The 25,041-nt window shown below is 56.6% G+C and carries 23 protein-coding genes; 14 read left to right on the top strand and 9 right to left on the bottom strand.

The genetic code is table 11. The annotated features are described in order from the left end of the window. Window positions 1–14: 14 nt before the first annotated feature. The 9 genes from ACWFTY_RS00485 to ACWFTY_RS00445 all read left to right on the top strand — a co-directional run bounded on the left by ACWFTY_RS00485 (window position 15) and on the right by ACWFTY_RS00445 (window position 9,221). On the top strand, window positions 15–1,583 hold the full coding sequence (locus ACWFTY_RS00485; protein WP_447525446.1) for an acyl-CoA synthetase: 1,569 nt from the start codon (window positions 15–17) through the stop codon (window positions 1,581–1,583). Then, the gene (locus tag ACWFTY_RS00480) at window positions 1,583–2,881 is read left to right on the top strand and encodes a cytochrome P450 (protein WP_447525445.1); all 1,299 of its coding nucleotides are present in this window, start codon (window positions 1,583–1,585) and stop codon (window positions 2,879–2,881) included. The genes ACWFTY_RS00485 and ACWFTY_RS00480 overlap by 1 nt, the downstream gene beginning before the upstream one ends. A 75-nt stretch (window positions 2,882–2,956) precedes the next feature. Continuing rightward, a complete protein-coding gene (locus ACWFTY_RS00475) occupies window positions 2,957–4,387 on the top strand; it encodes an aldehyde dehydrogenase family protein (RefSeq protein WP_447525444.1) in 1,431 nt (476 codons plus the stop codon). Between the two features lie 133 nt (window positions 4,388–4,520). Then, window positions 4,521–5,693 (top strand): acetyl-CoA C-acetyltransferase, encoded by a 1,173-nt coding sequence (locus tag ACWFTY_RS00470; protein WP_447525443.1) that lies wholly within the window; start codon window positions 4,521–4,523, stop codon window positions 5,691–5,693. Between the two features lie 62 nt (window positions 5,694–5,755). Next, complete coding sequence (locus ACWFTY_RS00465; RefSeq protein ID WP_447525442.1) at window positions 5,756–6,538, top strand: SDR family NAD(P)-dependent oxidoreductase; 783 nt, start codon at window positions 5,756–5,758, stop codon at window positions 6,536–6,538. A 62-nt stretch (window positions 6,539–6,600) separates the two neighbouring features. Next, window positions 6,601–7,473, top strand: coding sequence for a crotonase/enoyl-CoA hydratase family protein (locus tag ACWFTY_RS00460; RefSeq protein ID WP_447525441.1), 873 nt, complete (start codon window positions 6,601–6,603; stop codon window positions 7,471–7,473). 36 nt (window positions 7,474–7,509) lie between these two features. Next, window positions 7,510–8,139, top strand: a complete 630-nt coding sequence (locus ACWFTY_RS00455; RefSeq protein WP_447525440.1) for a TetR family transcriptional regulator — start codon at window positions 7,510–7,512, stop codon at window positions 8,137–8,139. A 26-nt stretch (window positions 8,140–8,165) separates the two neighbouring features. Next, window positions 8,166–8,507, top strand: coding sequence for a hypothetical protein (locus ACWFTY_RS00450; RefSeq protein WP_447525439.1), 342 nt, complete (start codon window positions 8,166–8,168; stop codon window positions 8,505–8,507). Window positions 8,508–8,522: 15 nt separating this feature from the next. After that, entirely contained in the window at window positions 8,523–9,221 is a 699-nt protein-coding gene (locus tag ACWFTY_RS00445) for a hypothetical protein (RefSeq protein ID WP_447525438.1), read from the top strand. Between the two features lie 6 nt (window positions 9,222–9,227). Here the strand turns inward: ACWFTY_RS00445 and yghU are convergent, their stop codons facing one another. The 5 genes from yghU to ACWFTY_RS00420 form a co-directional block, all read right to left on the bottom strand. Then, entirely contained in the window at window positions 9,228–10,118 is an 891-nt protein-coding gene (gene yghU / locus ACWFTY_RS00440) for a glutathione-dependent disulfide-bond oxidoreductase (RefSeq protein ID WP_447525437.1), read from the bottom strand. Window positions 10,119–10,233: 115 nt separating this feature from the next. Further along, window positions 10,234–10,548, bottom strand: coding sequence for a DUF1330 domain-containing protein (locus ACWFTY_RS00435; protein WP_447525436.1), 315 nt, complete (start codon window positions 10,546–10,548; stop codon window positions 10,234–10,236). A 10-nt stretch (window positions 10,549–10,558) separates the two neighbouring features. Then, on the bottom strand, window positions 10,559–11,755 hold the full coding sequence (locus ACWFTY_RS00430) for an acyl-CoA dehydrogenase family protein (protein ID WP_447525435.1): 1,197 nt from the start codon (window positions 11,753–11,755) through the stop codon (window positions 10,559–10,561). 43 nt (window positions 11,756–11,798) lie between these two features. Continuing rightward, window positions 11,799–12,911 (bottom strand): acyl-CoA dehydrogenase family protein, encoded by a 1,113-nt coding sequence (locus ACWFTY_RS00425; protein ID WP_447525434.1) that lies wholly within the window; start codon window positions 12,909–12,911, stop codon window positions 11,799–11,801. 29 nt (window positions 12,912–12,940) lie between these two features. After that, the gene (locus ACWFTY_RS00420; RefSeq protein ID WP_447525433.1) at window positions 12,941–14,152 is read right to left on the bottom strand and encodes a CaiB/BaiF CoA transferase family protein; all 1,212 of its coding nucleotides are present in this window, start codon (window positions 14,150–14,152) and stop codon (window positions 12,941–12,943) included. Window positions 14,153–14,244: 92 nt separating this feature from the next. Between ACWFTY_RS00420 and ACWFTY_RS00415 the strand changes: the two genes are divergently transcribed. Next, window positions 14,245–15,768, top strand: a complete 1,524-nt coding sequence (locus ACWFTY_RS00415) for a hypothetical protein (protein WP_447525432.1) — start codon at window positions 14,245–14,247, stop codon at window positions 15,766–15,768. On the opposite strand, the gene ACWFTY_RS00410 is transcribed toward ACWFTY_RS00415, so the two are convergent. Next, complete coding sequence (locus ACWFTY_RS00410; RefSeq protein ID WP_447525431.1) at window positions 15,758–16,792, bottom strand: PLP-dependent cysteine synthase family protein; 1,035 nt, start codon at window positions 16,790–16,792, stop codon at window positions 15,758–15,760. The genes ACWFTY_RS00415 and ACWFTY_RS00410 overlap by 11 nt on opposite strands. 107 nt (window positions 16,793–16,899) lie before the next feature. Here ACWFTY_RS00410 and ACWFTY_RS00405 point away from each other — a divergent pair, with 107 nt between their 5' ends. Then, a complete protein-coding gene (locus ACWFTY_RS00405; protein WP_447525430.1) occupies window positions 16,900–17,370 on the top strand; it encodes an Lrp/AsnC family transcriptional regulator in 471 nt (156 codons plus the stop codon). A 198-nt stretch (window positions 17,371–17,568) separates the two neighbouring features. Next, the gene (locus ACWFTY_RS00400) at window positions 17,569–18,576 is read left to right on the top strand and encodes an SEL1-like repeat protein (protein WP_447525429.1); all 1,008 of its coding nucleotides are present in this window, start codon (window positions 17,569–17,571) and stop codon (window positions 18,574–18,576) included. A 161-nt stretch (window positions 18,577–18,737) separates the two neighbouring features. Here the strand turns inward: ACWFTY_RS00400 and ACWFTY_RS00395 are convergent, their stop codons facing one another. From ACWFTY_RS00395 to hppD, 3 genes are all read right to left on the bottom strand, one after another. Further along, window positions 18,738–19,748, bottom strand: a complete 1,011-nt coding sequence (locus ACWFTY_RS00395; RefSeq protein ID WP_447525428.1) for a fumarylacetoacetate hydrolase family protein — start codon at window positions 19,746–19,748, stop codon at window positions 18,738–18,740. 128 nt (window positions 19,749–19,876) lie between these two features. Then, on the bottom strand, window positions 19,877–20,425 hold the full coding sequence (locus ACWFTY_RS00390; protein WP_447525427.1) for a VOC family protein: 549 nt from the start codon (window positions 20,423–20,425) through the stop codon (window positions 19,877–19,879). After that, complete coding sequence (hppD, locus tag ACWFTY_RS00385) at window positions 20,425–21,525, bottom strand: 4-hydroxyphenylpyruvate dioxygenase (protein WP_447525426.1); 1,101 nt, start codon at window positions 21,523–21,525, stop codon at window positions 20,425–20,427. The genes ACWFTY_RS00390 and hppD overlap by 1 nt, the downstream gene beginning before the upstream one ends. 143 nt (window positions 21,526–21,668) lie before the next feature. Between hppD and ACWFTY_RS00380 the strand changes: the two genes are divergently transcribed. Further along, window positions 21,669–22,928 (top strand): ACS family MFS transporter, encoded by a 1,260-nt coding sequence (locus ACWFTY_RS00380; protein ID WP_447525425.1) that lies wholly within the window; start codon window positions 21,669–21,671, stop codon window positions 22,926–22,928. 179 nt (window positions 22,929–23,107) lie between these two features. Beyond that, on the top strand, window positions 23,108–25,024 hold the full coding sequence (locus ACWFTY_RS00375; protein ID WP_447525424.1) for a putative bifunctional diguanylate cyclase/phosphodiesterase: 1,917 nt from the start codon (window positions 23,108–23,110) through the stop codon (window positions 25,022–25,024). Window positions 25,025–25,041 lie beyond the last annotated feature (17 nt).

Raw genomic sequence — 25,041 nt, 5'->3', positions numbered from 1 at the left:
TGCGAATCGGCATAATGTCTGATCGGTCAATTGGAGAGCGCCAACCTATGCATCCCTATCTGCACGCCCAGGAAAATCCCGACAAGCCGGCCGTCATCATGGCCGGGTCCGGCGAAGTCATCACTTATGGTGAACTCGACAAGCGCTCCAACCAGATAGCCCAGTTTTATCGGTCCCGCGGTCTGCAGATCGGCGATACGGTAGCGATCTGCATGGAAAACCATCCGCAATTCTTCCCCGTGACATGGGGCTCGCAGCGCTCCGGCCTGATCCAGGTCGCCATTTCCAGCCGCCTGACCGCCGATGAGGTCAGCTATATTCTGAAGGATTCCGGCGCGAAGATGCTGATCGGTTCGAAGCAGATGCTGCCGGTTCTCGATCAGGTAAAAGCTCTCAACCCCGAAATAAGCCAGCTGGTGTTCGGTGCCGAAGACGATCGGAACATGGAGGCGGCGCTCGAATCAATGCCCGTCACAGCGATCGCCGACGAGCGCGCCGGCATCGACATGCTCTATTCGTCAGGGACCACCGGCACGCCCAAGGGTATAAGGCTGCCGCTGCCGGAGGATGAAAATATTGCCGGGCGCAACGCCCTTGGCGCGCTGGCCGAGATGATTTTCGGCCTGCACAAGGATTGCGTCTATCTGTCTCCCGCGCCGCTCTATCATGCGGCTCCGTTGCGCTGGAACCTTGCGGTGCAGGCGATGGGTGGCACAAGTGTTGTCATGGAAAAATTCGATCCGGAACAGGCTTTGCGGCTGATTGAAAAATATCGCTGCGATGCCGGGCAGTTTGTCCCGACCCATTTTGTCCGGATGCTGAAATTGCCGGAGGAAATTCGCGCCAAATATGATGTGTCCTCGATCAAGAGCGCGATTCATGCTGCTGCCCCGGTACCGGTTCCGATCAAGGAAGCGATGATCAAATGGTGGGGGCCGGTACTCAACGAATATTATGCCGGCACCGAAGGCAACGGCTTTGTCTTCTGCAACAGCGAAGGCTGGCTGGCGCATAAGGGGTCGGTCGGACAGCCGATCAATTGCGTGGTCCATATTTGCGACGAACATGGTGAGGAAGTACCGATCGGCGAAGAAGGCCAGATCTATTTCGAAGGCGGTGCAAAGTTTGAATATCATAATGATCCGGAGAAAACCGAAGGCGCAACCCATGCCCGTGGCTGGACCTCGCTCGGTGATGTCGGAAAGCTTGACGAGGACGGCTTTCTCTATCTGACCGATCGCAAGAGTTTCATGATCATTTCGGGTGGCGTGAATATCTACCCTCAGGAAATCGAAAATCTGCTGGTCAGCCATCATAAGGTTGCGGATGCCGCCGTCATCGGTGCGCCGGACGAGGATATGGGCGAGCGAGTCGTCGCCATCGTGCAGCCGATGGATATGGCAGACGCAGGAGAGGAACTTGCTCAGGAGCTTGAAGCCTATCTCCGGCAGTCGCTCTCCGGCGTTAAAATTCCGCGGCAGATCGACTTCCGTCCTGAACTGCCGCGCCATGCTACCGGCAAGCTTTACAAGCGTCTGTTGCGGGACGAATATTGGAGCAAGCAGCAAAGCGGGACAGTCTGATGGCAACGCAAGCAGAAGCCATTTTGACCGGCGCGGATGCGCAGGCGATTATCGATCCCGCCAATTATGTCGACTGGGATGGATTGCTCGACCGGTTTGACAAGCTCCGTAACGAAACACCCGTTGTGCGCGTGGTCAATGACGAGATCCACGATCCCTTCTGGCTGGTCACAAGCTATGATGATGTCATGCGGATCAGCAAGGATAACAAGCTGTTCCTCAACAGTCCGCGCAGCACCACGTTCAGCGACAAGAACAGTGGCGCTTTTGTCAAATCGATCACCGGCGGCGATCCCAATCTGGTCCGTTCGCTGGTCGCTCTCGATGCGCCCACCCACCCGAAATATCGTCGGCTGACGCAAGACTGGTTCATGCCGAAAAATCTCGGCAAGATGGAAGACGAGATTAGAGCGCTCGCCAAAGCCACGGTCGACCGGCTGGTCGACGCAGGCGGCGAGGCGGATTTTGTGCCTTTGGTGTCTGCGCCTTATCCGCTCCACGTGGTGATGCAGATTTTGGGCGTACCGGAAGCGGACGAGCAGCGGATGCTGTTCCTAACCCAGCAGATGTTCGGCGGGCAGGATGAAGATCTCAACAAATCCGGCATGGCAAATATGACGCCGGAGCAGATCATGCAGCTGGTGGTCGGTGCTGTCGCCGACTTCGAAGCTTATTTTGCCAAGCTTACAGCAGAAAAACGCGCGAATCCCACCGACGATGTGGCAAGCGTGATCGCGAACGCAAAAGTCGACGGCGAGCATCTCAGCGACCGCGATATGGCGGGCTATTATATCATCCTGGCCGCCGCCGGTCATGACACGACCTCGGCCTCGACTGCCGGGGCGATGATGGCGCTGGCTCAGGATCCCGAACAATTCGCCCGTCTGAAAGCCGACCGCGATCTGTTGCCCGGGATTGTCGAGGAAGCGATCCGCTGGACGACTCCGGTACAGCATTTCATGCGCACCGCTGCCGAAGATACCGAACTGGGCGGACAGAAGATCGCCAAGGATGACTGGTTGATGATCAGCTATATCGCCGCCAATCACGACGAAAGCGTGTTTCCCGATCCGCGCAAATTTGACGCGAGCCGCTCACCGAACCGCCATATAGCGTTCGGGGCGGGATCGCATCAATGCCTCGGGCTGCACATGGCAAGGATGGAAATGAAGATTTTGTTCAACGAGCTGCTCGACCGGATCGATACGCTCGAACTGGCCGGCGAACCGGTGCGCGCCAAATCGACTTTTGTCGGCGGGCTCAAGACCCTGCCGATACGCTATAGTCTATCAAAATGAATGACGCGTGCGGCCTTGTAATGCAGTATAAGTGACTCAAATAGAACGGAACGGCAGACCCCAAAGGAGAGCGAGATGGTTACCCAATATAAGAATTTGATCAACGGCGAGATGGTAGGCACGACGGACATGCTTGACGTCGTCAATCCGGCCAATGAAGAAGTGATCGGCCAAGTGCCCGCCTGCGGCGAAGCCGAACTCAATCAGGCGGTCGCCGCAGCCCGCGCTGCATTCAAGACGTGGTCGAAGAAGCCGATCGACGAACGCCGCAAGGTGGTTCAGGCGATTGCTGCCGTGATCAACGAAAATAATGATGAATTGTTCCGTTTGCTGACGGCTGAGCAGGGCAAGCCGCACGCACAGGCGCAGGGCGAAATCATGGGCGCTGCCTATATGGCGGGTTCGCAGGCGACGCTGGATCTGGAAGACGAGATTAACGAGGATAGCGACGAGCGTCTGAGCCGCACCCGCCGCGTGCCGGTTGGTGTCGTTGCCGGTATCGTGCCTTGGAACTTCCCGGTGATGATGGCGGTGCAGAAAATCGCCCCGGCTCTGTTGTCCGGTTGCACGATCGTGCTGAAACCTTCGCCGTTCACGCCATTGACCACTTTGCGCCTTGCTGAACTGATCAAGGATGTCGCCCCTCCGGGTGTCGTCAATATCATCACTGGTGAAGATAGTCTGGGGCCGTTGATGACCTCGCACCCCGACATCGACAAGATCACCTTCACCGGATCGACCGCGACCGGCAAGAAGATCATGGAAGGCGCATCCAAGGATCTCAAGCGGATCACGCTGGAACTGGGCGGCAATGACGCCTCGATCGTTCTGCCCGACGCCAATGTCGAAAAGGTTGCCGAGCAATTGTTCTGGTCGAGCTTCACCAATGCTGGCCAAATCTGTGTCGCTGCGAAACGTATCTATATCCACGAAGATATTTATGACGAGCTGAGCGCGGCAATTGCGGAATTCGCCAAGAATGTGAAAGTCGGCGACGGCGCGCAACAGGGCACTGCGGTTGGTCCGATCCAGAACAAGAAGCAATATGAGCGGGTGCTGGAACTAATCCAGGACGCCAAGGATAATGACTATAAATTCCTTGTTGGCGGAGATGCACAGGACGACAGTATCCCCGGCTATTATGTCCCGATCACGATCCTCGACAACCCGCCGGAAAATGCGCGGATTGTTGCCGAAGAGCAATTCGGTCCGGTCATGCCGCTGATGAAATTCAGCACCACGGAAGAAGCCATCGCCCGCGCCAATGACAGTGAATATGGTCTGGCCGGTGCGGTCTGGACAGCCAATCCCGATGAAGGCGTTCGTGTTGCCGAGCAGCTTGAAACCGGTACCGTCTGGGTCAATGAATTCCTACACCTTTCTCCGTTCGCGCCATTTGGCGGACATAAGCAGTCCGGCTTCGGCGCCGAATATGGCAAGGAAGGCCTGCTCGAATTCACCTATCCGCAGGTAATCACGGTGAAGAAAGACAATGTGCCTGCCTGATCGGGCGGACATGGATTCGAAAAAGCCGATTATCACTATTGTGATGATCGGCTTTTTCATTTGACGGTAGCGCTGGTGCGGTTTAACCGTTCAGTTAAATTCTCGACTCTCAACCAATCAAAGGAATAAGATTATGGCAGAAGCCTATATTGTTGACGCGGTTCGTACCGCTGGTGGCCGTCGCGGCGGTCGTTTGGCCGGTGTTCACCCTGTAGATCTGGGCGCTGCCACGCTTAATGCCATTGCCGACCGCAATGATTTTGATACCAGTGCTATCGAAGACGTGATCACCGGCTGCGTCATGCAGGGCGGCGAGCAGAGTGGCGATGTTGGCCGCAACGCGGTTCTCGCATCCAACCTGCCCGACAGCATTCCTTCGGTTTCGATCGATCGCCAGTGCGGCTCTTCGCAACAGGCCATTCAATTTGCGGCACAGGGCGTTATGTCCGGTACCCAGGATATGGTTCTGGCGCACGGCATCGAAAGCATGACCCGCGTACCAATGGGTTCGACCTTTAAATTGTTCAAGGACGCCGGCCTTGGAACCAATATGTCGGAAGGGCTTCAGGCAGCCTATCCTGGCATTCAGTTCAGCCAGTTCATGGGCGCTGAAATGATGGTCAAGAAGCACGGCTTCACCCGTGATGATCTTGATCAGTTCGCTCTGGAAAGCCACCACAAGGCGATCAAGGCCGTCGAATCCGGTGCTTTTGATAAAGAAATCATCGCGATCGAGATCGAAACCGCTGAAGGCAAAGAACAGCATAAGGTCGACGAAGGCATTCGCTTCGACGCTACCAAGGAAAGCATCGGCGCTGTGAAGCTGCTGCAGGAAGGCGGCGCAATCACTGCTGCCAATGCCAGCCAGATTTGCGACGGATCGAGCGCGGTTCTGGTCTGTTCCGAACAGGCGCTGAAAGACCATGGCCTGACCCCGCGCGCCCGGATCGTGAATATGACCGTAACCGCCGGTGACCCGGTGATCATGCTCGAAGAACCACTGTTCGCGACCGATCGCGCTCTGCAGCGCGCCGGCATGAACATTGGCGATATCGATCTTTACGAAGTAAACGAAGCCTTCGCTCCTGTTCCGCTCGCATGGCTCAAGCATGTCGGTGCGGATCGCAGCAAGCTCAACGTCAACGGCGGCGCAATCGCTCTGGGCCACCCGCTCGGCGCATCGGGCAGCAAATTGATGGCAACCTTGCTCAATGCTATGGAAGCTCGCGGATCGAAATATGGTCTGCAAACGATGTGCGAAGGCGGTGGCCAAGCGAACGTCACGATCATCGAGCGCCTCGGTTAATGGATATTATCGTCATCCTGAACCGGGTTCAGGATGACGACCGATAGAAGAAAGAGAAGATTATGGAACTCAATAGCAACACTTCAGCCGTCATTACCGGTGGCGCTTCCGGCCTCGGCGCGGCTACCGCCCGCCGTCTTGCTGCCAAAGGCGTCAAGGTCGCCTTGTTCGACCTCAATGAAGAAAAAGGCGAAGCGCTGGCGGCCGAACTCGGCGGCGTTTTCTGCAAGGTCAACGTCACCGAAGACGACAGTGTCGACGCCGGCTTTGAAAAAGCACGCGCCGCCAACGGTCAGGAACGCATTCTTGTAAACTGCGCTGGTATCGGCAACGCGATCAAGACCGTCAGCCGCTCCAAGGAAGACGGATCGATCAAGCATTTTCCGATGGATGCCTTCAATTTTGTCATTCAGGTGAACCTGGTCGGCACCTTCCGCTGCATCGCCAAATCGGCGGCCGGCATGCTGACGCTTGATCCGCTCGCCGACGGCGATCGTGGAGCAATGGTCAATACCGCATCGGTGGCAGCCGAAGACGGCCAGATCGGCCAGGCAGCCTATTCCGCGTCCAAGGGCGGCGTTGTCGGCATGACCTTGCCGATCGCGCGCGACCTTTCCCGCGAAGGCATTCGCCTCAACACCATATTGCCCGGCATATTCGATACCCCGCTGCTCGCCGGTGCGCCGCAAAATGTGCGCGATGCGCTTGGTGCCATGGTGCCGCATCCGCCGCGGCTGGGTCAGCCGGATGAATATGCCGCGCTCGCCATGTGCATGATCGAGACGCAATATTTCAACGGCGAGGATGTCCGTCTCGATGGCGCCATCCGGATGGCACCGCGCTAGACTGAGAAAATAAGGGGGCTGCGAGAAACTCGCGGCCCTTTTTGTATCTGATGGAGAAGTTCATGACCGACTATACGCAGATCCTCTATGACGTCGCCGACAATATCGCGACGATCACGATCAACCGGCCGGAAAAGATGAACGCCTTCACCGGAACGATGATCAGGGAAATGACCGACGCCTTCGATCGGATCGACGCCGATGACGACGTGCGGGCGGTGGTGGTTACCGGAGCCGGCGACCGCGCCTTTTGTGCCGGTGCCGATCTGACTCCGGAAGATGGCAAGAAACCTTTTGCCAGCGAAGAGCCGGTAGAGGATTATTCCGATCCCCGCGTCCGCGACGGCGGCGGCCTGCTGATCCTGCGTATCTATCAGTGCCTGAAACCGGTGATCGGTGCCATTAACGGCGTTGCCGTCGGCGTCGGCGCGACCATGTTGTTACCGATGGATATGCGGCTAGCCAGCGAGACCGCGCGCTTCGGCTTTGTCTTCGCCCGGCGCGGGATTGCGCCCGATGGGGCGGCCAGCTGGTTCCTGCCCAATCTGGTCGGGCGAGCACAGGCGCTGGAATGGTGCCTGACCGGTCGCGTTTTTGACGCCGAAGAAGCGCTTAAGGGCGGTCTTGTCCGGTCGCTGCATAAACCGGAAGACCTGCTGCCTGCCGCTTATGCATTGGCGCGCGAGATTGTCGACAATACGGCGCCTGTATCGATCGCCGTCACCCGGCAGATGCTGTGGCAATTGCCCGCCGCCGAACACCCGATGGAAGCGCATAAAGTCGACAGCCGGATCATCTATAACCGGGCGAAATCAGCCGACGCAAAAGAGGGTATCACAAGCTTTCTGGAGAAGCGCAGTCCCAACTATCCGGATAAAGTGTCGAGCGACTTGCCAGACAGCTTTCCATGGTGGGAAGAACCTGTTTATAAGTGACAGATTAGTGACATAGTGCGTCAAAGGGGAAGACGAATGCCAGCCGATAAAATGGGGGCCAAGGAGAGTGAAGCAGGGGCGCGGGACAAGCTGATCGAAACCGCGAGCCAGATCATGCGCAAAGGCGACACGATCGATATCTCCTTCAGCGAACTATCTGTTCTGTCCGGTCTCAACAGCGCGTTGGTCAAATATTATTTCGGTAACAAGGATGGCCTGCTCGAGGCGATTCTCGAGCGTGATATGGATAATATCCTGGTCCAGGTCGGCTTGCTGATCAAAAAGGACTGGCCGCCGGAAGACAAGCTGCGCCACCATATCGGCGCGGTGATCGATACCTATTATGAATTTCCGTATCTCAACCGCTTGACCATGCGGTTGATCCGGGAACTGCCACCAGAAGGTGCGCGCAAAATTGCCGACAAATATCTGAAACCGCTTTCCGGAGCCTATAAGATATTTATTGGCGAAGGCATCAAGTCGGGTGTGTTCCGTGATGTTGATCCCGATCTCTTTTATTCTGCCGTCACTGGCGCGGCCGATCGTTTCTTTACCGGCAAGCTGGTCTGGAAATATTGCTATGGCCGCGAAGATTTCGACGAGCGGATGCGCGACGCTTATCGCGAGCAGACGGTCGATTTGATCATGGCGGGGATATTGAAGTAATAATCACTCGAACGGGGGACGATCGCATGACCAAGGCTGTTGGACTATTCGGACTGGCTTTATCACTCGCGATCGCTTCGCCGGCGCTCGCCCATGGCAGCAAAGCGGCGGAATCCGACGGGCACGGTCCGGTGATGAGCCCGGATCAAATCTATAAAGCGTTCGGCTGGGATTTTGACAAGGCCGGGATCAAGACCGAGAAAGTGGCCGAAGGCCTCTATGTCCTGTTCGGGCTGGGCGGCAATATCGCGGTTTCGGTCGGCAAGGACGGCACCCTGATTGTCGATGACCAGTTCCCGCAGCTGATGCCCAAGATCAAAGCCGCCTTAAAAGAAATTGGCAGCGAAGACGTCGATTCCGTAGCTTGATTTTTTTGATTTCTAATGAATAATCGGGACTCTTCGAATCTTGCCAAGAAACTTGAGGCTATTACGAAAAGAAAATTCGGTAGCCTAGATCTAGAATTTGTTTCTCCTGACCAAGCAGCTGCACTCAGAAAGCAAAAACTTTTGAACGCTGATGACATGGCGGCGCTCGCGGGTTTTTGGCTGGACCAAGGTCTGGATAGCGGCTCCTCCGAACTAGCGGTGCTGGCACTGGATAAACCATCTGAACTGAGTGATGCTGGGCTTATATTTGATGCCGCATTAAGAGAGCTGGGTGTCCGTTTCCCTAATGCCGAGACATCGCTTCTGAAATCCGTCCACATCTACTTGGATGCGATAGTCAACAATCGGATATCTCCAATGGCTGGTATGGCTGCGCTAGATGATTTGCATCGCGACCACTATGATAGTGGTGGTCGGCCTCTCTCTGAGGCGCTTGTTTGTCACCCCAACCGGAACGTTGATGACCCGACAAGATATGCTGGTCAGGAGTTAGGTCTGGAATACCTGTTCACATGGTATCGGGAATTTCAGGATTCTCAAGATATGGGTGGGTCAACCTGGTACTATAACGAATTGCCCTTTGAGCAGCAGCTAGCGAAATTTGATGAAGAACTGGTCGCTGAAGCAAAGATACTCCTTGAGCACCTTAATACCGTCCATCCTGATATCATTGGATCAACTGAACTTCCTTAGAATCGCTTACTCCGCCGCTTCACCTTCCGGTTCCAGCTTGTCCTGCGTGCGTAGTTCGAAATCGCTGGCGTCATGGCGTTCACGTAGCTGGCCTTCGAGCTCACCCCAGGCGCGGTTGACCATCTTGCCGCGTTGTACGGCAGGCCGCTCGCCGATCATATCGGTCCAGCGGTTCATATTCTTGTAGGACGCGGTGTCGAGAAATTCCGAGGCTTCATAGACGACATTCTTGACCAGCGCGCCATACCAGGGCCAGATCGCCATATCGGCGATGCTATATTCGTCGCCAGCCATATATTCATTGTCGGCGAGATGGCGGTCGAGCACGTCGAGTTGGCGTTTCACCTCCATGGCAAAGCGGTCGATGCAATATTCGATCTTCACTGGCGCATAGGCGTAGAAATGGCCAAAGCCGCCGCCGAGATAAGGCGCGCTGCCCATTTGCCAGAACAGCCAGTTCAGCGCTTCGGTGCGCTTGTTGTGATCTTTGGGGAGGAATGCGCCGAATTTCTCGGCAAGATAGAGCAGCATCGAGCCGGATTCGAACAGACGAGTCGGCGTGTCGGTGCTGTGATCCATCAGCGCCGGGATCTTGCTATTCGGATTGATATCGACAAAGCCGCTGCCGAACTGGTCACCTTCGCCGATATTGATGAAATAGGCGTCATATTCCGCGCCCTTGTGACCCAGTGCGAGCAGCTCCTCGAGCATCACGGTGACCTTCACGCCATTGGGCGTCGCCATCGAATAGAGCTGCAGCGGATGCTCGCCGACCGGCAGTTCCACGTCCTTGGTCGGACCGGCAATCGGGCGGTTGATATTGGCAAAGCGGCCGCCATTGGCTTTGTCCCATTTCCAGACTTTCGGTGGCGTGTAATCGGGCAGATTGTCGGTCATGGGATCATTCCTTTTTGGATTGGCCGTTGTTGCTTTGGACAAGCGGTAGCATTTGCAACCGAACCGATCACGCAAGTTTTTCTGCGTCCGCTCCAAGCGGATTTATGACCGCCGCCTAATTGCGCGGCGGAATGCTGTGCACCATGGTCAGGAATTGCAGTGTTGTTCCGGCGCGGCGATGTTCGGACAGGGCCTGATAATCCGGATCATTATACCAGGCCGTGGCGGCTGCCTCGTCCGGGAATTTGAACATCACCACCCGGCCTTCGGGGGGCACCGCGCCTTCGAAGGTGACGCTGCCGTCATCATAAGTGATGAACTCCCCGCCATGTTTTTTCAGAATCGGGAAAAATCCCTTTTCATATTCACGATATTTCGCCGCGTCCTGCACGGTGAAATTGGCGACGACATGGACGGGTTGTTCGGTCATCATCTGGTTCCTAGTTCATTTCCGCGAAGGTTTTGTCCTTGTCGACCCGCACATCCTGCGGCAGACCAAGGACCCGCTCGGCGATGATATTCTTCAGGATTTCATCGGTGCCGCCGGCGATACGCAGACCGGGCGCCCACATGAAGCTTTCCTGGAATATCGCATCGGAGGGCGCCTCGTCCTTGTCGGCAATGATGCCGAAATGGTCCTGCATCTCGATCGCGCTGTTGCAGATATCCTGCAGATGGTTGGCGTTGATGATCTTGCCGATGGCATTTTCCGGACCCGGCGTTTCGCCACGCGACAGGGCGGTCTGGGTGCGGAATTTGGTCAGCTTGTAACCCTGCGCCGCGACATACCAGTCGGCCAGTTTTGCACGGAAGGCCTGATCGGACAATGTGCCGGCGGACCGCGCATAATCCATGATTTCCTTCCAGTCGGGACCCGGTGAACCACCAACCGCGAGCCGCTCGTTCATCAATGTCACCAGCGCGACTTTCCAGCCCATCCCGGGCTCGCCGAGCCGGTCGCTGTCGGGAATGCGGACGTCGGTGAAATAGACTTCGTTAAACTCGCTGCCGCCCGACGCCTGATGGATCGGCCGGACATCGACGCCCTTTTGCTTCATGTCGACAATGAACATGGTCAGGCCCTTGTGCTTGGGCACATTGGGATCGGTGCGGACCAAAAGTATACCATAATCGGAATAATGCGCACCGGAAGTCCACACTTTCTGTCCATTTATGACCCATTCGTCACCATCTTTGACCGCTTTTGTCTTGAGACCGGCAACGTCCGACCCGGCTGCCGGTTCGGAGAAAAGCTGGCACCAGACTTCTTCGCCCATCAGCGCTTTCTGGACATAGCGTTTCTTATGCTCGTCCGATCCGAAGGCAATGACGGTCGGGACGCACATGCCAAGACCGATCGCAAAGGGACCGGTCGGCGCGTCGAATTTGGCTTCTTCCTGTCCCCAGATTACCTGCTGCATCACGGTACCGCCGCGACCGCCCATTTCCTTGGGCCAGGTGATTTGCGCAAAGCTGCCTTCCGCCTTGGTCTTCTGCCAGGCCTTGGCGCGGGCAAGAAAATCCTCGCGGCCACCGGAGCGCAGGGCACCCGGCGTTTTGGCCTTTAGATGTTGCGAGAGAAATGCATGCGCCTCGGCGCGAAATTCTGCTTCTTCTGGTGTGTCGTTGAAATCCATATTCTATTCCTTCACTTTTTTGACCCACGCATGGGCCCAAGATTCAGTCATTTTTCGCTTCGAGCGCACTGACCAGCTTCTCTTTCCAGACCGGAGGGCTGCCCGCCTGGACGGCAAGCAATTTGGCGCGACGGTAAAAGAGGTGGCAGTCCACCTCCCAGGTGAAGCCCATGCCGCCGTGGGTCTGGATATTTTCCTTCGAGGCAAACCAGAAAGCTTCCGATGCCGCGACCCGTGCCGCGGCTGCTGCTTCGGGCAGTTCCGCTGCGTTGCTCGATAAAGCCCAAGCGCCATAATAAGCGTTGGAGCGCGCGACTTCATTCTTCACATACATGTCGGCCAGCTTGTGCTTTATAGCCTGATTGCCACCAATGGCGCGGCCGAATGCGACCCGTTCCTTGGCATAGGCGTTGGCCATCTCGAGACAGCGTGATGCGCCGCCCAATTGTTCAAAGGCGATCAGCACCGCTGCGCGGTCGTTGATCTGGTCGAGCAGCGCCATGCCATTGCTCGCTTCGCCGAGCAATTCCGCCGCTGCGCCGTCAAAGCTGATCGTTGCATGGCTACGTGTGGGTTCGAGCGTCTTGATCGGTGTCCGTGATACGCCGCTCTGGTTGAGATCGACAATCACCAGGCTCTCGCCACTGCCGTCTTTCACCAGCACAATTGCATGGGTGGCAATGTCGCCATCGGTTACCGGGATTTTCTTGCCCGAGATCGTGCCGTCCTTCAGCCGCGTTGCAATATTGCCGGCCTTGATTTCGCCCGGCCCTTCGCTGATCGCGATACAGCCGACCAGGTTGCCGTCGGCCACTTTCGGCAGCAACGCCAGTTTCTGTTCTTCGCTACCCGCCAGCTTCAGCGCTTCGGCAAAGAAATAGGCTGATGATCCAAACGGAACCGGTGCCAGAACGCGGCCCAGTTCTTCCGCAATCACGCAAAGCTCGAGCATGCCGAGGCCAAGCCCGCCATATTCTTCGGGAATGGCTGCACCGAGCCAGCCCATTTCGACAATCTGTTTCCAGACGCCTTCATTGTGGCTCTTGCTGTCATCATCCAGCACTTCGCGGACTTGCGCGGTGGTGCACTGGGCTTCCAGAAATTTGCGCGCTTCATCGCGGAGAAATTTCTGGTCGTCGGAAAAATCAAAATTCATGGTTCAAACCTCGTCCTGTTTTATCATTATCATTCGTCGTTGGCGGGCATACCAAGCGCGCCGCGTATTTCGTCATTGTCCGCGCCCAGAGTCGGTGGGTCGGCATAGATATTTGCCGGGCTGGCGGAATAATGGACGGGGTGCGTGATCGTCCGATATTTGCCGATTTTCTCGCCTTCGCGTTCCTGCCAGAAACCCACTTGCTGCAAATGGGGATCGGTCAGCACATCCTCCATTCTATTATAGCGCATCGCCGGAATATTATGCTCGTCGAGTAGCGGCAGCCATTCTTCGGTGGTCTTGGTCGCGGCAATTTCCTCGATCAGGGCATAGAGGGCCGTGATGTTCTTGGTGCGTTGCGAATAGTCGGCAAAGCGTGGTTCATCAAAGACGCCGGGCTTGCCGCCGAGTTCGAAAAACTTCCGCCACTGCGCATCATTATAAGGCACCAGGCCGATATAGCCGTCCTTGGTCGGATAGGGTTTGCGGTTCTTGTTGATCGAGCGGGTATAGGCAAGCTTGCCATTGCCGGGGATGAAGGTCTCGCCCCAGAGATTTTCGACCATGTTGAACCAGGTAAAGGCCTCGAACATCGGCACCTGGACAAATTGTCCTTCGCCGGTCTTTTCCTTGTGGTACATTGCCGCGAGCGTGGCGTTGACCGCGAACAGGCCGATGGTCTTGTCGGCGACCAGCGACGGCATGTAGAGGGGGCGCCCGCTGTCGCCGCGCATTTCGAACAGGCTGGCAAAGCCGGATGCACACTGGATGAGGTCGTCATAGGCCTGGCGTTTCTCATATTCGCCACCCTGACCGAAACCGGCGCAATGGACATAGACGATGCCGGGGTTGATTGCCTTGATGCTTTCATAGTCCAAACCGAGGCGTTCCATGCCGGCCAGCCGGACATTGTGGAAAAATACGTCGGCATGTTTCAGCAGTTCAAGGATCACCGCCTTGTCATTATCGTTCTTGCCGTTGAGCGTGATCGATTTCTTGTTGCGGTTGAGCGAGGTGAATATCGGGCCAAGGTCGCCGGTCGGATTGTCACCGGCATGGCGCATCATGTCGCCGCCAAACTTGCCCTCGCCATTTTCGATCTTGATGACGTCCGCGCCCATGTCGGCAAAATTGAGAGTGGCGAAAGGACCAAGGACGACGGTAGACATGTCGACGATTTTCAAACCCTTCAGGGGTCCTGTTGGTTCCGTGTCCCATTTCAGCTCTGGCCATCCGCTCATTCACTAGTCCTCAAATTATTAGGTGCATTGATTACCCCGTCTGTTATCATGTTTAATCGATTGATGAACTGTTTATTTTGAGGGAATTACCATTGGCTTTGGCAGACAAGAAGGCGCCGGTCCTGATCGGCGTTGGCGAAACAAGCGGGCGGAAACTGAAAGAATCGCAGGGGCTTGAATGGCCCTCGACGGTTGATCTTGCGTCAGCGGCGGTCAAGCAGGCGCTTGCCGATAGCGGCGCAGCCAAAAAGCTCGCGGCGTCCATTGACTGCCTGCTGTCGATTCGACTGTTTCATGATAGCGGCCTGCCGCATGACTTCGGTTCGCCGGAGAATCATCCGGAAGCGGTCGCCACGGCCTCCGGCCTCAACCCCGCGCACCTGCTCTATGGTGATGTCGGTGGCCAGAGCCCGCAGAAGCATCTCAACAAGCTGGCCTGTCAGGTTCACGCCGGTGAATATAAAGCGGTGGTTCTGTCCAGCGCAGAGAATATGGGCACCGTCAAACGGGCGCGGCGCAGCGGTCACAAGCTGGACTGGAATCAGCCGGCGACCCGCGATATGACCGACCTGATCACGACCGAAGACAAGATGCTCACCGCCTATGAATGGCGGCAGGGCATTATCAATATGCCGATGGCTTACGGGATTGTCGAAAATGCCCGGCGCGCGCGGCTCGGCATGGATCGCGACAGCTATGCGCAGAGCATGGCCGAACTGTGGTCAGCCTTTTCCAGCGTCTCGCTGACCCGCGAACATGCGCAATTCGCGCGGCAATGGACGGCGGAGGAATTGCTGGCCGATGACCATGGCAATTACCGGCTCAACGATCCCTTCCGCCGCTGGATGGTGGCGCAGGATGCGGTCGAACTGGGCGCGGCGGTGATATTGACCACGGCCGGCCATGCTGCCGAACTCGGCATATCCGAAGACAAGATGACCTATCTGCACAGCGGTGCCGACGCGAGCGTGCCGTTGATGAGCCTGCAGGACGATCTGTCGGTTTCGCCGGCGATGCAGGTGGCTTTCCCCAAGGCGCTGGAACTGGCGGAAGTGGAAGCCGGGGATCTCGGGCCGATTGATATTTACAGCTGTTTCCCGGTGGCGGTCTCGCTGGCGATGGACGCGCTCGGTTCGCCGGACCGGTCGCTGGCTTCCTATACGCTGACCGGTGGGCTCAGCTTCTTTGGCGGTCCCGGCAACAGCTACAGCGCGCACGGTATGGTCGCTCTGGTCCAGGCATTGCGCAAGGATGGCAGCAAGCCCGGCATGATCTCCGCCAATGGCGGGGTGATCAACAAGGAATCTGTGGGTATTTACGCGGCACAGCCGGTCGCTGGCGGCTGGTCACCGGACCGGATCGCAGAACCGGTGCGGATTTCGAAGCCGGACCATGTCAAAGCTGACCATTATTTCAACGGCAAGGCAGTGATCAAAAGCTATGCCATGCCTTATGGCAAGGCCAGCCGCGGCGCGGCCAGTGTCTGGCTGGAAGACGAGCAGGGCCTGCCCGCGATCGGCGTGCTGCCTGATGCGCCGGAAGATACGGACCTGATCGGTCTCGCGGTCGATGTGGTCACCGCTGACGAGCGCAATATCGCGACGCTCAGCGGATAGTCTGCATATCCAGCAATTCGATTTTCGGGGTTAGATAACAATCCCGGCAGGGTTCTGCCTTCGCCAGATCGGTGGACAGATATTTGCTGTTGCTGTCGGCGAAGATTGTCGCGACGGCCTTGCCGGTTCCGTCGCTGGCGAGTGGTTGCTGTAGTGCCACGCGGATCGCGGCGACCAGATTGATGCCGCTGGAAATGCCGACGCCGAGGCCGAATTGCCGTATCAGCCGCTGCGCCATCAGGATCGCGTCACCGTCATGCACGCCAATCACATTGTCCAACTCGGACAGGTTGAGGATGGCGGGGATGAATTCATCCGAAAGGCCCTGCACCCGGTGCTGGCCGCATTTATGGCCGACCGAAAGGGTGGGTGATTCGATCGGCTCGACCGGATGCACGGCAATGTTCGGGTCGCGGCCTTTGAGATAGCGCCCCATGCCCATCACCGTTCCGCCGGTGCCGACGCCAGCGACAAAGCCGCCCAGCTCTCCGCCGTCAGCGGTCACCTGCTGCCAGAGCTCGGGCCCCGTTCCTTCGGCATGTTCGCCTGCGTTGACCGGGTTGGAAAACTGGCGCGGCATATAGGCGCCCTGCGCGCCCAGTTTCTCGGCAGCGGCCAGGCAACCGAGAAAGCCGCCTTCTTCGCGTGAGATCAGTCGGACATCTGCGCCATAGACAGCGAGCAGCGTCCGCCGTTCGGCGCTGACCCAGTCGGGCATGAAAATGGTGACGGGATGGCCAAGCGCACAACCGATAGCGGCAAAGGATATGCCGCTATTGCCGCTGGTCGCCTCGACAATCGTCTGGCCGGGCAGCAGATCGCCGCGCTGCATCGCATCCTGCAAGATCGCCAGCGCCATCCGGTCCTTGATGCTGCCGGAGAGGTTATACATTTCCGCCTTGGCGTAGACGGTGACATCCTGTCCCTCGCAGCGCGCCAGAATCTTGATCACCGGCGTGTTGCCGATCAGAGCCGAGAGCGACTGCAACTTGTCTTCGCGTTCCCGGCCTACAAAATCCAGCATTGTAACATCCCCTGTCATCATCTGTCTTCACATATGAAGCCAGCCGTGCGGGAAATCCTTGTCATTTATTGGTAGTATCGCGAGATTTATGTGATAATAATCTACTTATGGCCAAAGAAATAAAAAATATTGATGAAAATGACCGGAATATTCTGAAAGCCTTGCAGCGCGATGCCAGCCTGTCGCTGGAAAATCTCGCGGCGCAGCTCAGCCTTTCGACCAATGCCTGCTGGCGGCGGATCAAGCGGATGGAGGCGGACGGGATCATCGCCCGCCGGGTGGCGATCGTCGACCCGGAAGCGGTCGGCCTGTCGATGACCGTGTTCGTCGCCGTCCGCACCAGTGATCATAGCGACAAATGGCTGGAGAAATTCGCCGCCGCCGCCTCTTCGATCGAAGAGGTGGTCGAATTCTACCGGATGGCGGGAGAGGTCGACTATATGCTCAAACTGCTGGTCCGCGATGTCGCCGACTATGACCGGGTGTACAAGAAACTGATCAAGGCGGTGCCTTTGTCCGATGTGTCGGCGAGCTTCGCGATGGAGCGGATCAAATATGAGACGGCGGTGCCGGTTTGAGGATGCGTGCACATTGTTTCGAGGGCGAAGCTGTCGTCAAATTAAATTCCGACTTCGAAATGTTGCTGACTTTTTGCACGACAAAACATAATCGAGATTAGGCCATGCCTTCGAATGTTTGTCAGAACCGGCTACCAATTGAAAAGACTTTAAAATCGTCTATTCTGGCCCGACTTTGAACACAAAAAAGGGACCCGCATGCAAAAAGTAATATTGATGGTCGCGTTGTTTTTCGCATGTATTCCAAATGTTGTACATGCGGAGCTCAAACAGAGTTTGGTATCTGAAGCGGAAAACGGCGATTCCACCGCACAAGTCAATCTCGGCAACCTACATTACGAAGGCACCGAGGTACCGCAGAACTTCTCCGAGGCCCTCAAGTGGTTTGAACTTGCTGCCCATCAAGGGAGTGCCGCAGGTCAACTTAGCCTCGGCAGGATGTATGAATTCGGACACGGCGTGCCGCAGAATCATGCCGAAGCGGTTAAATTGTATGAACTGGCAGCCGGTCAGGGCGATGCCACAGGTCAAGTCAGCCTAGGCGTTATGCATACTGAAGGAAAAGGCGTCCCGCAAAACCAGGTCGAGGCGGTTAAATGGTTTAGGCTGGCCGCGGATCAGGGGGATGCGAGAGGCCAGTACAACCTCGGGTTGAGTTTTTATCATGGCCATGGTTTGGCGCAAGATCATGCCGCAGCGGTTAGATGGTTTCGGTTGGCCGCTGATCAAGAAAGCGCGATGGCCCAATTTAATCTGGGTATGACATATTATCATGGCCATGGCGTGCCACAAAACTATACCGAAGCATTCAAATGGATTCAGCTGGCTGCCGACCAGGGTCATATCGGTGGTCAAAACAATCTTGGTCATATGTATGATGAAGGCAAGGGTGTGCCACAAGATTACATCGAAGCCGCCAAATGGTACAGGATTGCCGCCGACCAAGGAAGTGTGCCCGGCCAACTTGGACTGGCCTGGTTGTACCTTCAAGGCCAGGGTGTGCCGCAAGACTACGACGAAGTGTTCAAATTGTATAGCTTGGCCGCCAATCAGGGAGATGCCACCGCGCAATATAATCTTGGTTATATGTATGACAACGGCGAGGGCGTATCAAAAGACCCGGTCCTGGCGATCAAATGGTATCGTGAGGCTGCGAGCCAAGGGTATGAGAAAGCCCGTAGCAGGATTGAGGTATTGAACAATTAGTTATACGGTCTGAAAATGGGGTGGAACTGTGTGAAAGCGCTATCGGGCAACGCTGATATCGCTTACCAATTGGCTTCCCTTCCTAATTTACTTATCGTCATCGCCAACGATTGTGGCAATTGTCAGCTTTTAGGATATAGCGGACACCAAAACCAAGCCCATCAAACCGCCACAACATCCTGCCGGATCGCGCCAAAGATCGAATGCCCATCCGCATCCAGCATCTGGATTTTGACCGTATCGCCAGCGCTCATGAATGGCGTCTTGGCTTCGCCGGTGTTGATGGTCTCGATCATCCGGATTTCGGCGATGCAGCTGTAGCCGAGGCCGCCTTCACTGACAGGCTTGCCGGGATCGCCGTCGGGGCCCTGGTTGGAGACTGTGCCGGAGCCGATGATGGTGCCGGCGCATAGAGGGCGCGTCTTGGCGGCATGGGCGACCAGATCGGCGAGGCTGAAGGTGGCGTCGACACCGGCATTGGCGCGGCCAAAGGGTTTGCGGTTATAGTCGACCTGCAGCGGCAGATGGATGACCGAGCCCTTCCACGCATCGCCCAGTTCGTCGGGTGTGACGCAGACCGGGGAGAAAGCGGATGGCGGTTTCGACTGGAAAAAGCCGAAGCCCTTGGCCAACTCGCCCGGGATCAGTCCGCGCAGGGACACATCGTTGCACAGCATGACCAGCTTGATATGGTCGGCGGCTTCCTCGCTGCTGACGCCCGGCGGGACATCGTCGGTGATGACCGCGATTTCGCCTTCCATGTCGCAGCCCCATTTGGGATCGCCGAGCGGGATATCGTCGCGCGGTCCGAGGAAAGCATCGCTGCCGCCCTGATACATCAGGGGATCGCTGTAGAAACTCTCCGGCACTTCCGCGCCGCGCGCTTTGCGGACCAGTTCGACGTGATTGATATAGGCGCTGCCGTCGGCCCATTGATAGGCGCGGGGCAGGGGGGATTCGGCGAGCCGCTCGTGGAAACGCTCGCAGGGCACGGTTTCATGCTCGACATCACGGTAGAGCGCTTCCAGTTTTGGCGCGCATTGCTCCCAGTCGTCGAGCGCCGCCTGCAGGGTCGGGGCAATATTGCTCGCTTCGCAGCAGCGAGTGAGGTCTTTCGAGACCACGACAAGGCGGCCGTCACGGGTGTCATTTTTCAGGGTAGCGAGTTTCATGTGCGTTCCTTCATCCTGCTCCGTTCCCCCGCGAAGGCGGGGGCCCATCTCCTGCCTGTGCCTCTAGTCGCACCTTCAGGAGATGGACTCCTGCCTACGCAGGAGCACGCTATTGTTCAATGTGAAAACTAATGCTCGTCGCGCGCTTTCTCGTGCAGCCATGCGGCATGATGTGGTGCCTTCTTGGTGCGGCTCCATTCCTCGAGCATATCGGGAGCGACGCGGCGCAATTCGGTCATTTCCTCTTCCGTCCCGATATCGCAGGCGAGCTCCAGCCTATGACCGTTGGGATCGAAGAAATAGATCGACTTGAAAATCCCGTGATGCGTCGGGCCGAGCACCTCGAGTCCTTCGGCTTCGGCATTGGCCTTTGCCGCCATCAGGTCGTCGAGCGAATTCACCTTGAAGGCGATATGCTGGACCCAGGCCGGGGTATTCTGGTCGCGGTCCATCTCCTTCTGCTCGGGCAGCTCGAAAAAGGCGAGGATATTGCCGCCGCCAGCGTCGAGGAAGATATGCATATAGGGATCATATTCGCCGGTCGACGGGACTTCATTCTCGGCAAAGGCGAGCTGGAATTCCATGCCCATCACCTTCTGGTAGAAATCGACCGTCTGTTTCGCGTCCTTGCAGCGATAGGCGACATGGTGGATGCCGTTGATCTTTGGTGCGGCCATTATACCGGCTCCTCTACGTTGAGCACCCCGCGCGATACCTGGTCGCGTTCGATGCTTTCGAACAGGGCCTTGAAATTGCCCTCGCCAAAGCCATCATCGCCCTTTCTCTGAATGAATTCAAAGAAAACCGGTCCGACTTGTGCTTCGGCAAAAATCTGCAGCAACAGACGGGGTTCGCCGCCTTCGGTCGTGCCGTCGAGCAAAATGCCGCGGGTCTGCAGCGCATTCACATCTTCGCCATGGCCGGGCAGGCGGCCATCAAGCATTTCATAATAGCTGTTCGGTGGCGCGGTCATGAAGGGGACGCCGAGTTTTTTGAGCCGATCCCAGCAGGCAATGAGGTCGTCGCAGATCAAGGCGATATGCTGGATGCCTTCGCCGTTGAATTCGCGTAGAAATTCCTCGATCTGGCCCTTGCCGCCTTCGCCTTCCTCGTTGAGCGGGATGCGGATCTTGCCGTCGGGCGCGGTCAGCGCTTTTGAAGTGAGTCCAGTATATTCGCCCTTGATGTCGAAGAAACGGATCTCGCGGAAGTTGAACAATGTCTCGTAATAGTCTGCCCAATATTTCATCCGGCCGCCGTAGACATTGTGGGTCAGGTGATCGATGATCTGGAAGCCGGCCCCAACGGGATTGCGGTCCACGCCCGGCAGATATTCAAAGTCGATATCATAGATCGACAGATTTTCGCCGCGTTCACCGCCGTCATAGCGGTCGACGAGATAGAGAATCGCGCCGCCGATGCCGCGGATCGCCGGGATATGCAATTCCATCGGTCCGGTTTCGACATGCACCGGCTCGGCGCCTTTTTCGAGCAGATAGGCATAGGCCTTGCGCGCATCCTTAACGCGGAAAGCCATGCCGCAGGCCGACGGGCCATGTTCGCGGGCAAAATACCAGGCGGCCGATTTGGGCTCGTAATTGATGATCAGGTTGATTCCGCCCTGCCGCCAGAGATGCACGTCTTTACTGCGGTGCTGGGCGATCTCGGTAAAGCCCATGACTGCGAACACCGGTTCGAGCACGCCGCGCTCGGGCGCGCAAAATTCGACAAATTCAAAGCCGTCCAGGCCCACGGGATTTTCAAACAGATCAGCCACAAAATTTCCTTGAGATAGAATGTGCAAATACACAGTATAGTTTCAAATGATACTATAGGGGATTTGCACCAGATATGCAAGACAATAGCCGCCCACCAGATCCATATAAATAGGATTAGGGGGCATTATCGGGGAGGATGCATATGCAAAAACGCCATCAACTGGCACTCATGGCGTTTCTGGCCATTTTCATCTGCTATATGGACCGGGTCGCGATCTCGGTCGCCATCATCCCTATGGTCGAAACCTACAGCTGGGATCTGTCGACGCAGGGGCTGGTGCTGTCGAGCTTCTTCATCGGCTATTTGCTGACCCAGGTTGTCGGCGGAAAGCTTGCCGATCGTTATGGCGGCAAGGTCGTTCTCGGCTTTGGCGTGCTGATCTGGTCGCTGTTCACCTTGGTCGCTCCTCCGGCTGCGGCACTGGGCATTGCGGTTCTGATCGTCGCCCGGATATTGATGGGCATGGGCGAAGCGGTGACCTTCCCGGCCATTTATGCGCTCTATGCCCGCTGGGTCCCGGTCAGGGAACGGTCGCGATCAGCCGGTTTCTCGAATAGCGGCATTCCGCTGGGGACCGTGTTTGCGTTGCTGGCGACACCGGTGATTGTTGCCAGCTGGGGCTGGGAATGGGTATTCTATTTATTTGGCGGCATCGGTTTCATCTGGTGCGCGGTGTGGTATTTTCTCATTGCATCGAGTCCGCGCCTGCAACCCGGCATCAGCCAGGCAGAGCTGGATCTGATCGCCGCCGACACGATTGCCGATACGCCCGCAGGTGCCACGCCGTGGCGCGCGCTGATGACCAATATGCCGGTCTGGGCCGTCATCGTCGCCCATTTTTGCAATAACTGGTGGTTCTATGTCCTGCTCGCCTGGCTGCCGACTTTTGTCACCAAAGGGCTGGGCGTCGACTATGCCTCGGTGGGCTATTTTGCGATGATGCCGCATATTGCCTTGTTCATCTGCATCAACCTGTCCGGGGTCGTTGCCGACAAGCTGATCGGCAGCGGGATGACCATCACCCGGGTACGCAAGCTGATGATGCTGATCGGCTTCGGCAGCAGCATCATCGCGCTTCTGCTGGTCGGGCAGGCCGAGGATGCGGTCACCGCGATCACCATCATGACCATCGGCAGTGCTCTGGGCGCGTTTGCGGTCAGCGGCTTTTTCGTCAACCATATGGATATTGCACCCGAACATGCCGGCACGCTGATGGGGATCACCAATACCGCCGGCACCATTCCCGGCATCGTTGGCGTGCTGGTCAGCGGCTGGATATTGGACGTCACCGGATCATGGGCGCTGGTGTTTCAGGTGGCGGCGGCCGTGGCGGCCTTTGGCCTGATCTTCTATCTCGTCTTCGGCAGCGGGGAACGCCAGTTCGAGACAGTTCCCGCTTAGCGGAAATCCCGCATCTGCGGTTCATTCCGGTGACCGATATTGTGCCGATTTTATCCGACGCGCTTCGAAAGGCGACGGACGGCTGAATAATCGTAGAAACGGCCGACATTAACTATTGGAACATAATGACGTAAATACAGATTATTAACTTAAGTTGGATATGCTTACCGCTGGAAAATATGACCATTGCATCCATCTCGAGCAGTCCGGATATTACTCCGTTCATAGCCAAAATTTACCGCCCGATGATCCGGGGGTATTTCGGGGTTGCTGCCGTCTATTATGCTGTGATGACGCTGATGCATTTCGGCGTGCACAGTGGAACAGATCTGCTGGCTATTGTCGCTGCCTCGACTGTCGCCAGCATCGTTCTCGCATTTTTCTGGTATGGCCTGCGCAAGCCTCATGCGTTCCCAAATCTTCATATAGTCACGACAATTGCCAATTTGTTCATCTTGGCAAATGTCATGATCGCGATGGAAATCAAATTTGCCCAGACAGATCTGGTCTATTTCATCATCATGGTCATGGTCTTCGCACTGGCCTGCAGCAGTATGAAGCAGGCGTTGGTCTCGATAGCCGCTGTGGTTGCCGGACTATTCTACACATTGTCGAAAAATGCCCCCGAGCTTTTGATCAACTATGCTTTCGTCACATCCGCTGCGGCAATGACGGCAATTGCCATCACCTTTTTCCTGCGCCGGGCGATCGGTCGCACCGCTTTGGCGAGATATGAAGCGGAAAACAGGCTGGAAGAAGCGGAGAAGCTCAGCGAGGAAATGCGTCATCTGTCGCTTTCGGACAGCCTGACCGGCTTGCCGAACCGCCGTGCCTTCTTCGAAACCTTCGAGAAGAGCAAGGATGATAAAGGCGCGGGCTTTGCCACCTGGCTTGTCTTGCTCGATCTGGACGGATTCAAGGCTGTGAATGACGGTTACGGCCATTTGATCGGTGACGAGCTGCTGAAAGCTGTCGCAACCCGCATGCAGGACTATTGCGGGGCCAAGGCGCATCTTAGCCGTATGGGGGGTGACGAATTCAACATCATCCTTCCCAACAGCGCGGAACCGTGCATTGTTGAAGCCTGGTGCCGGGGTCTGTTGGAATATGTCGCCCGGGTATATTTGATCGAGGATCGTCTGGTCCAGATTTCTGCTTCGATCGGCTGTCACCAGATTGACCCGGCGGAAGGCGACGCCCAGCTTATCCGGGATGCCGACTACGCATTGTTGCACGCAAAAAAGCATGGCAAAAACAGAGTGGTCGTCTTCTGCGATGACCATGCCGAAGTTGCAGCAGAACGCTTCAGGATCGAACAGGCGCTGCGTGTTGCCGATTTCGATACCGAAATCGAACTGCTATTCCAGCCGCAATTTGATCTGGGGCAAAACAGGATTGTCCGGGCGGAAGCGCTTGCCCGATGGAATAGTCCGGTCATTGGCGATATCATGCCCACCCGGTTCATCGAGGTTGCCGAGGAAAGCGGTCTGATTGCCAATATCACGCTCTCGGTGCTGAAACAGGCGATTGCTGCCCTCAAAAAGTGGAAAGACCCGATTCCGCTCTCGATAAACCTCTCCGGTCATGACCTTATTTCCGATCCGATCATTGCCCGGATTATCGCGCAGGTCGAAGCCAGCGGACTGGACCCGGCCTTGCTTGAATTCGAGGTCACCGAAACGGCGATGATGGCGGATACGCACAAGGCAAGCAGCAATATGCTGCGCCTGGCTGCACTTGGTCATCCGCTGGCGCTCGACGATTTCGGCACCGGCTATTCCAATTTCAGCTATTTGCGGACGCTTCCGATCAGCAAGCTGAAGGTCGACCGGTCTTTCATGAAGGATGTGGCGGATCCGATGACCGAGAAGATCCTCCATTCGCTGGTGGGAATGGCCAGAACGCTTGGCGTTGATTGCCTCCTGGAAGGGGTTGAGAATGAAATCCAGCTGGTCATCGCGAAACGGGTCGGAACGCATATGGTGCAGGGCTATCTGTTCGGCATGCCGATGACCGCGGTGGAATTGCTTTCCTATATCGAAGAACAAGGCGCGGTGGCAGAAGAACCCGTCGAGCTTGGCGCCGTTAACGGGTGATCCACTCGCGGGGATAA

The sequence above is a fragment of the Parasphingorhabdus sp. NYA22 genome, assembly GCF_976973735.1.
The sequence above is the reverse complement of the archived record's forward strand: the minus strand, read 5'-3'. Positions and strand labels throughout refer to the sequence as shown.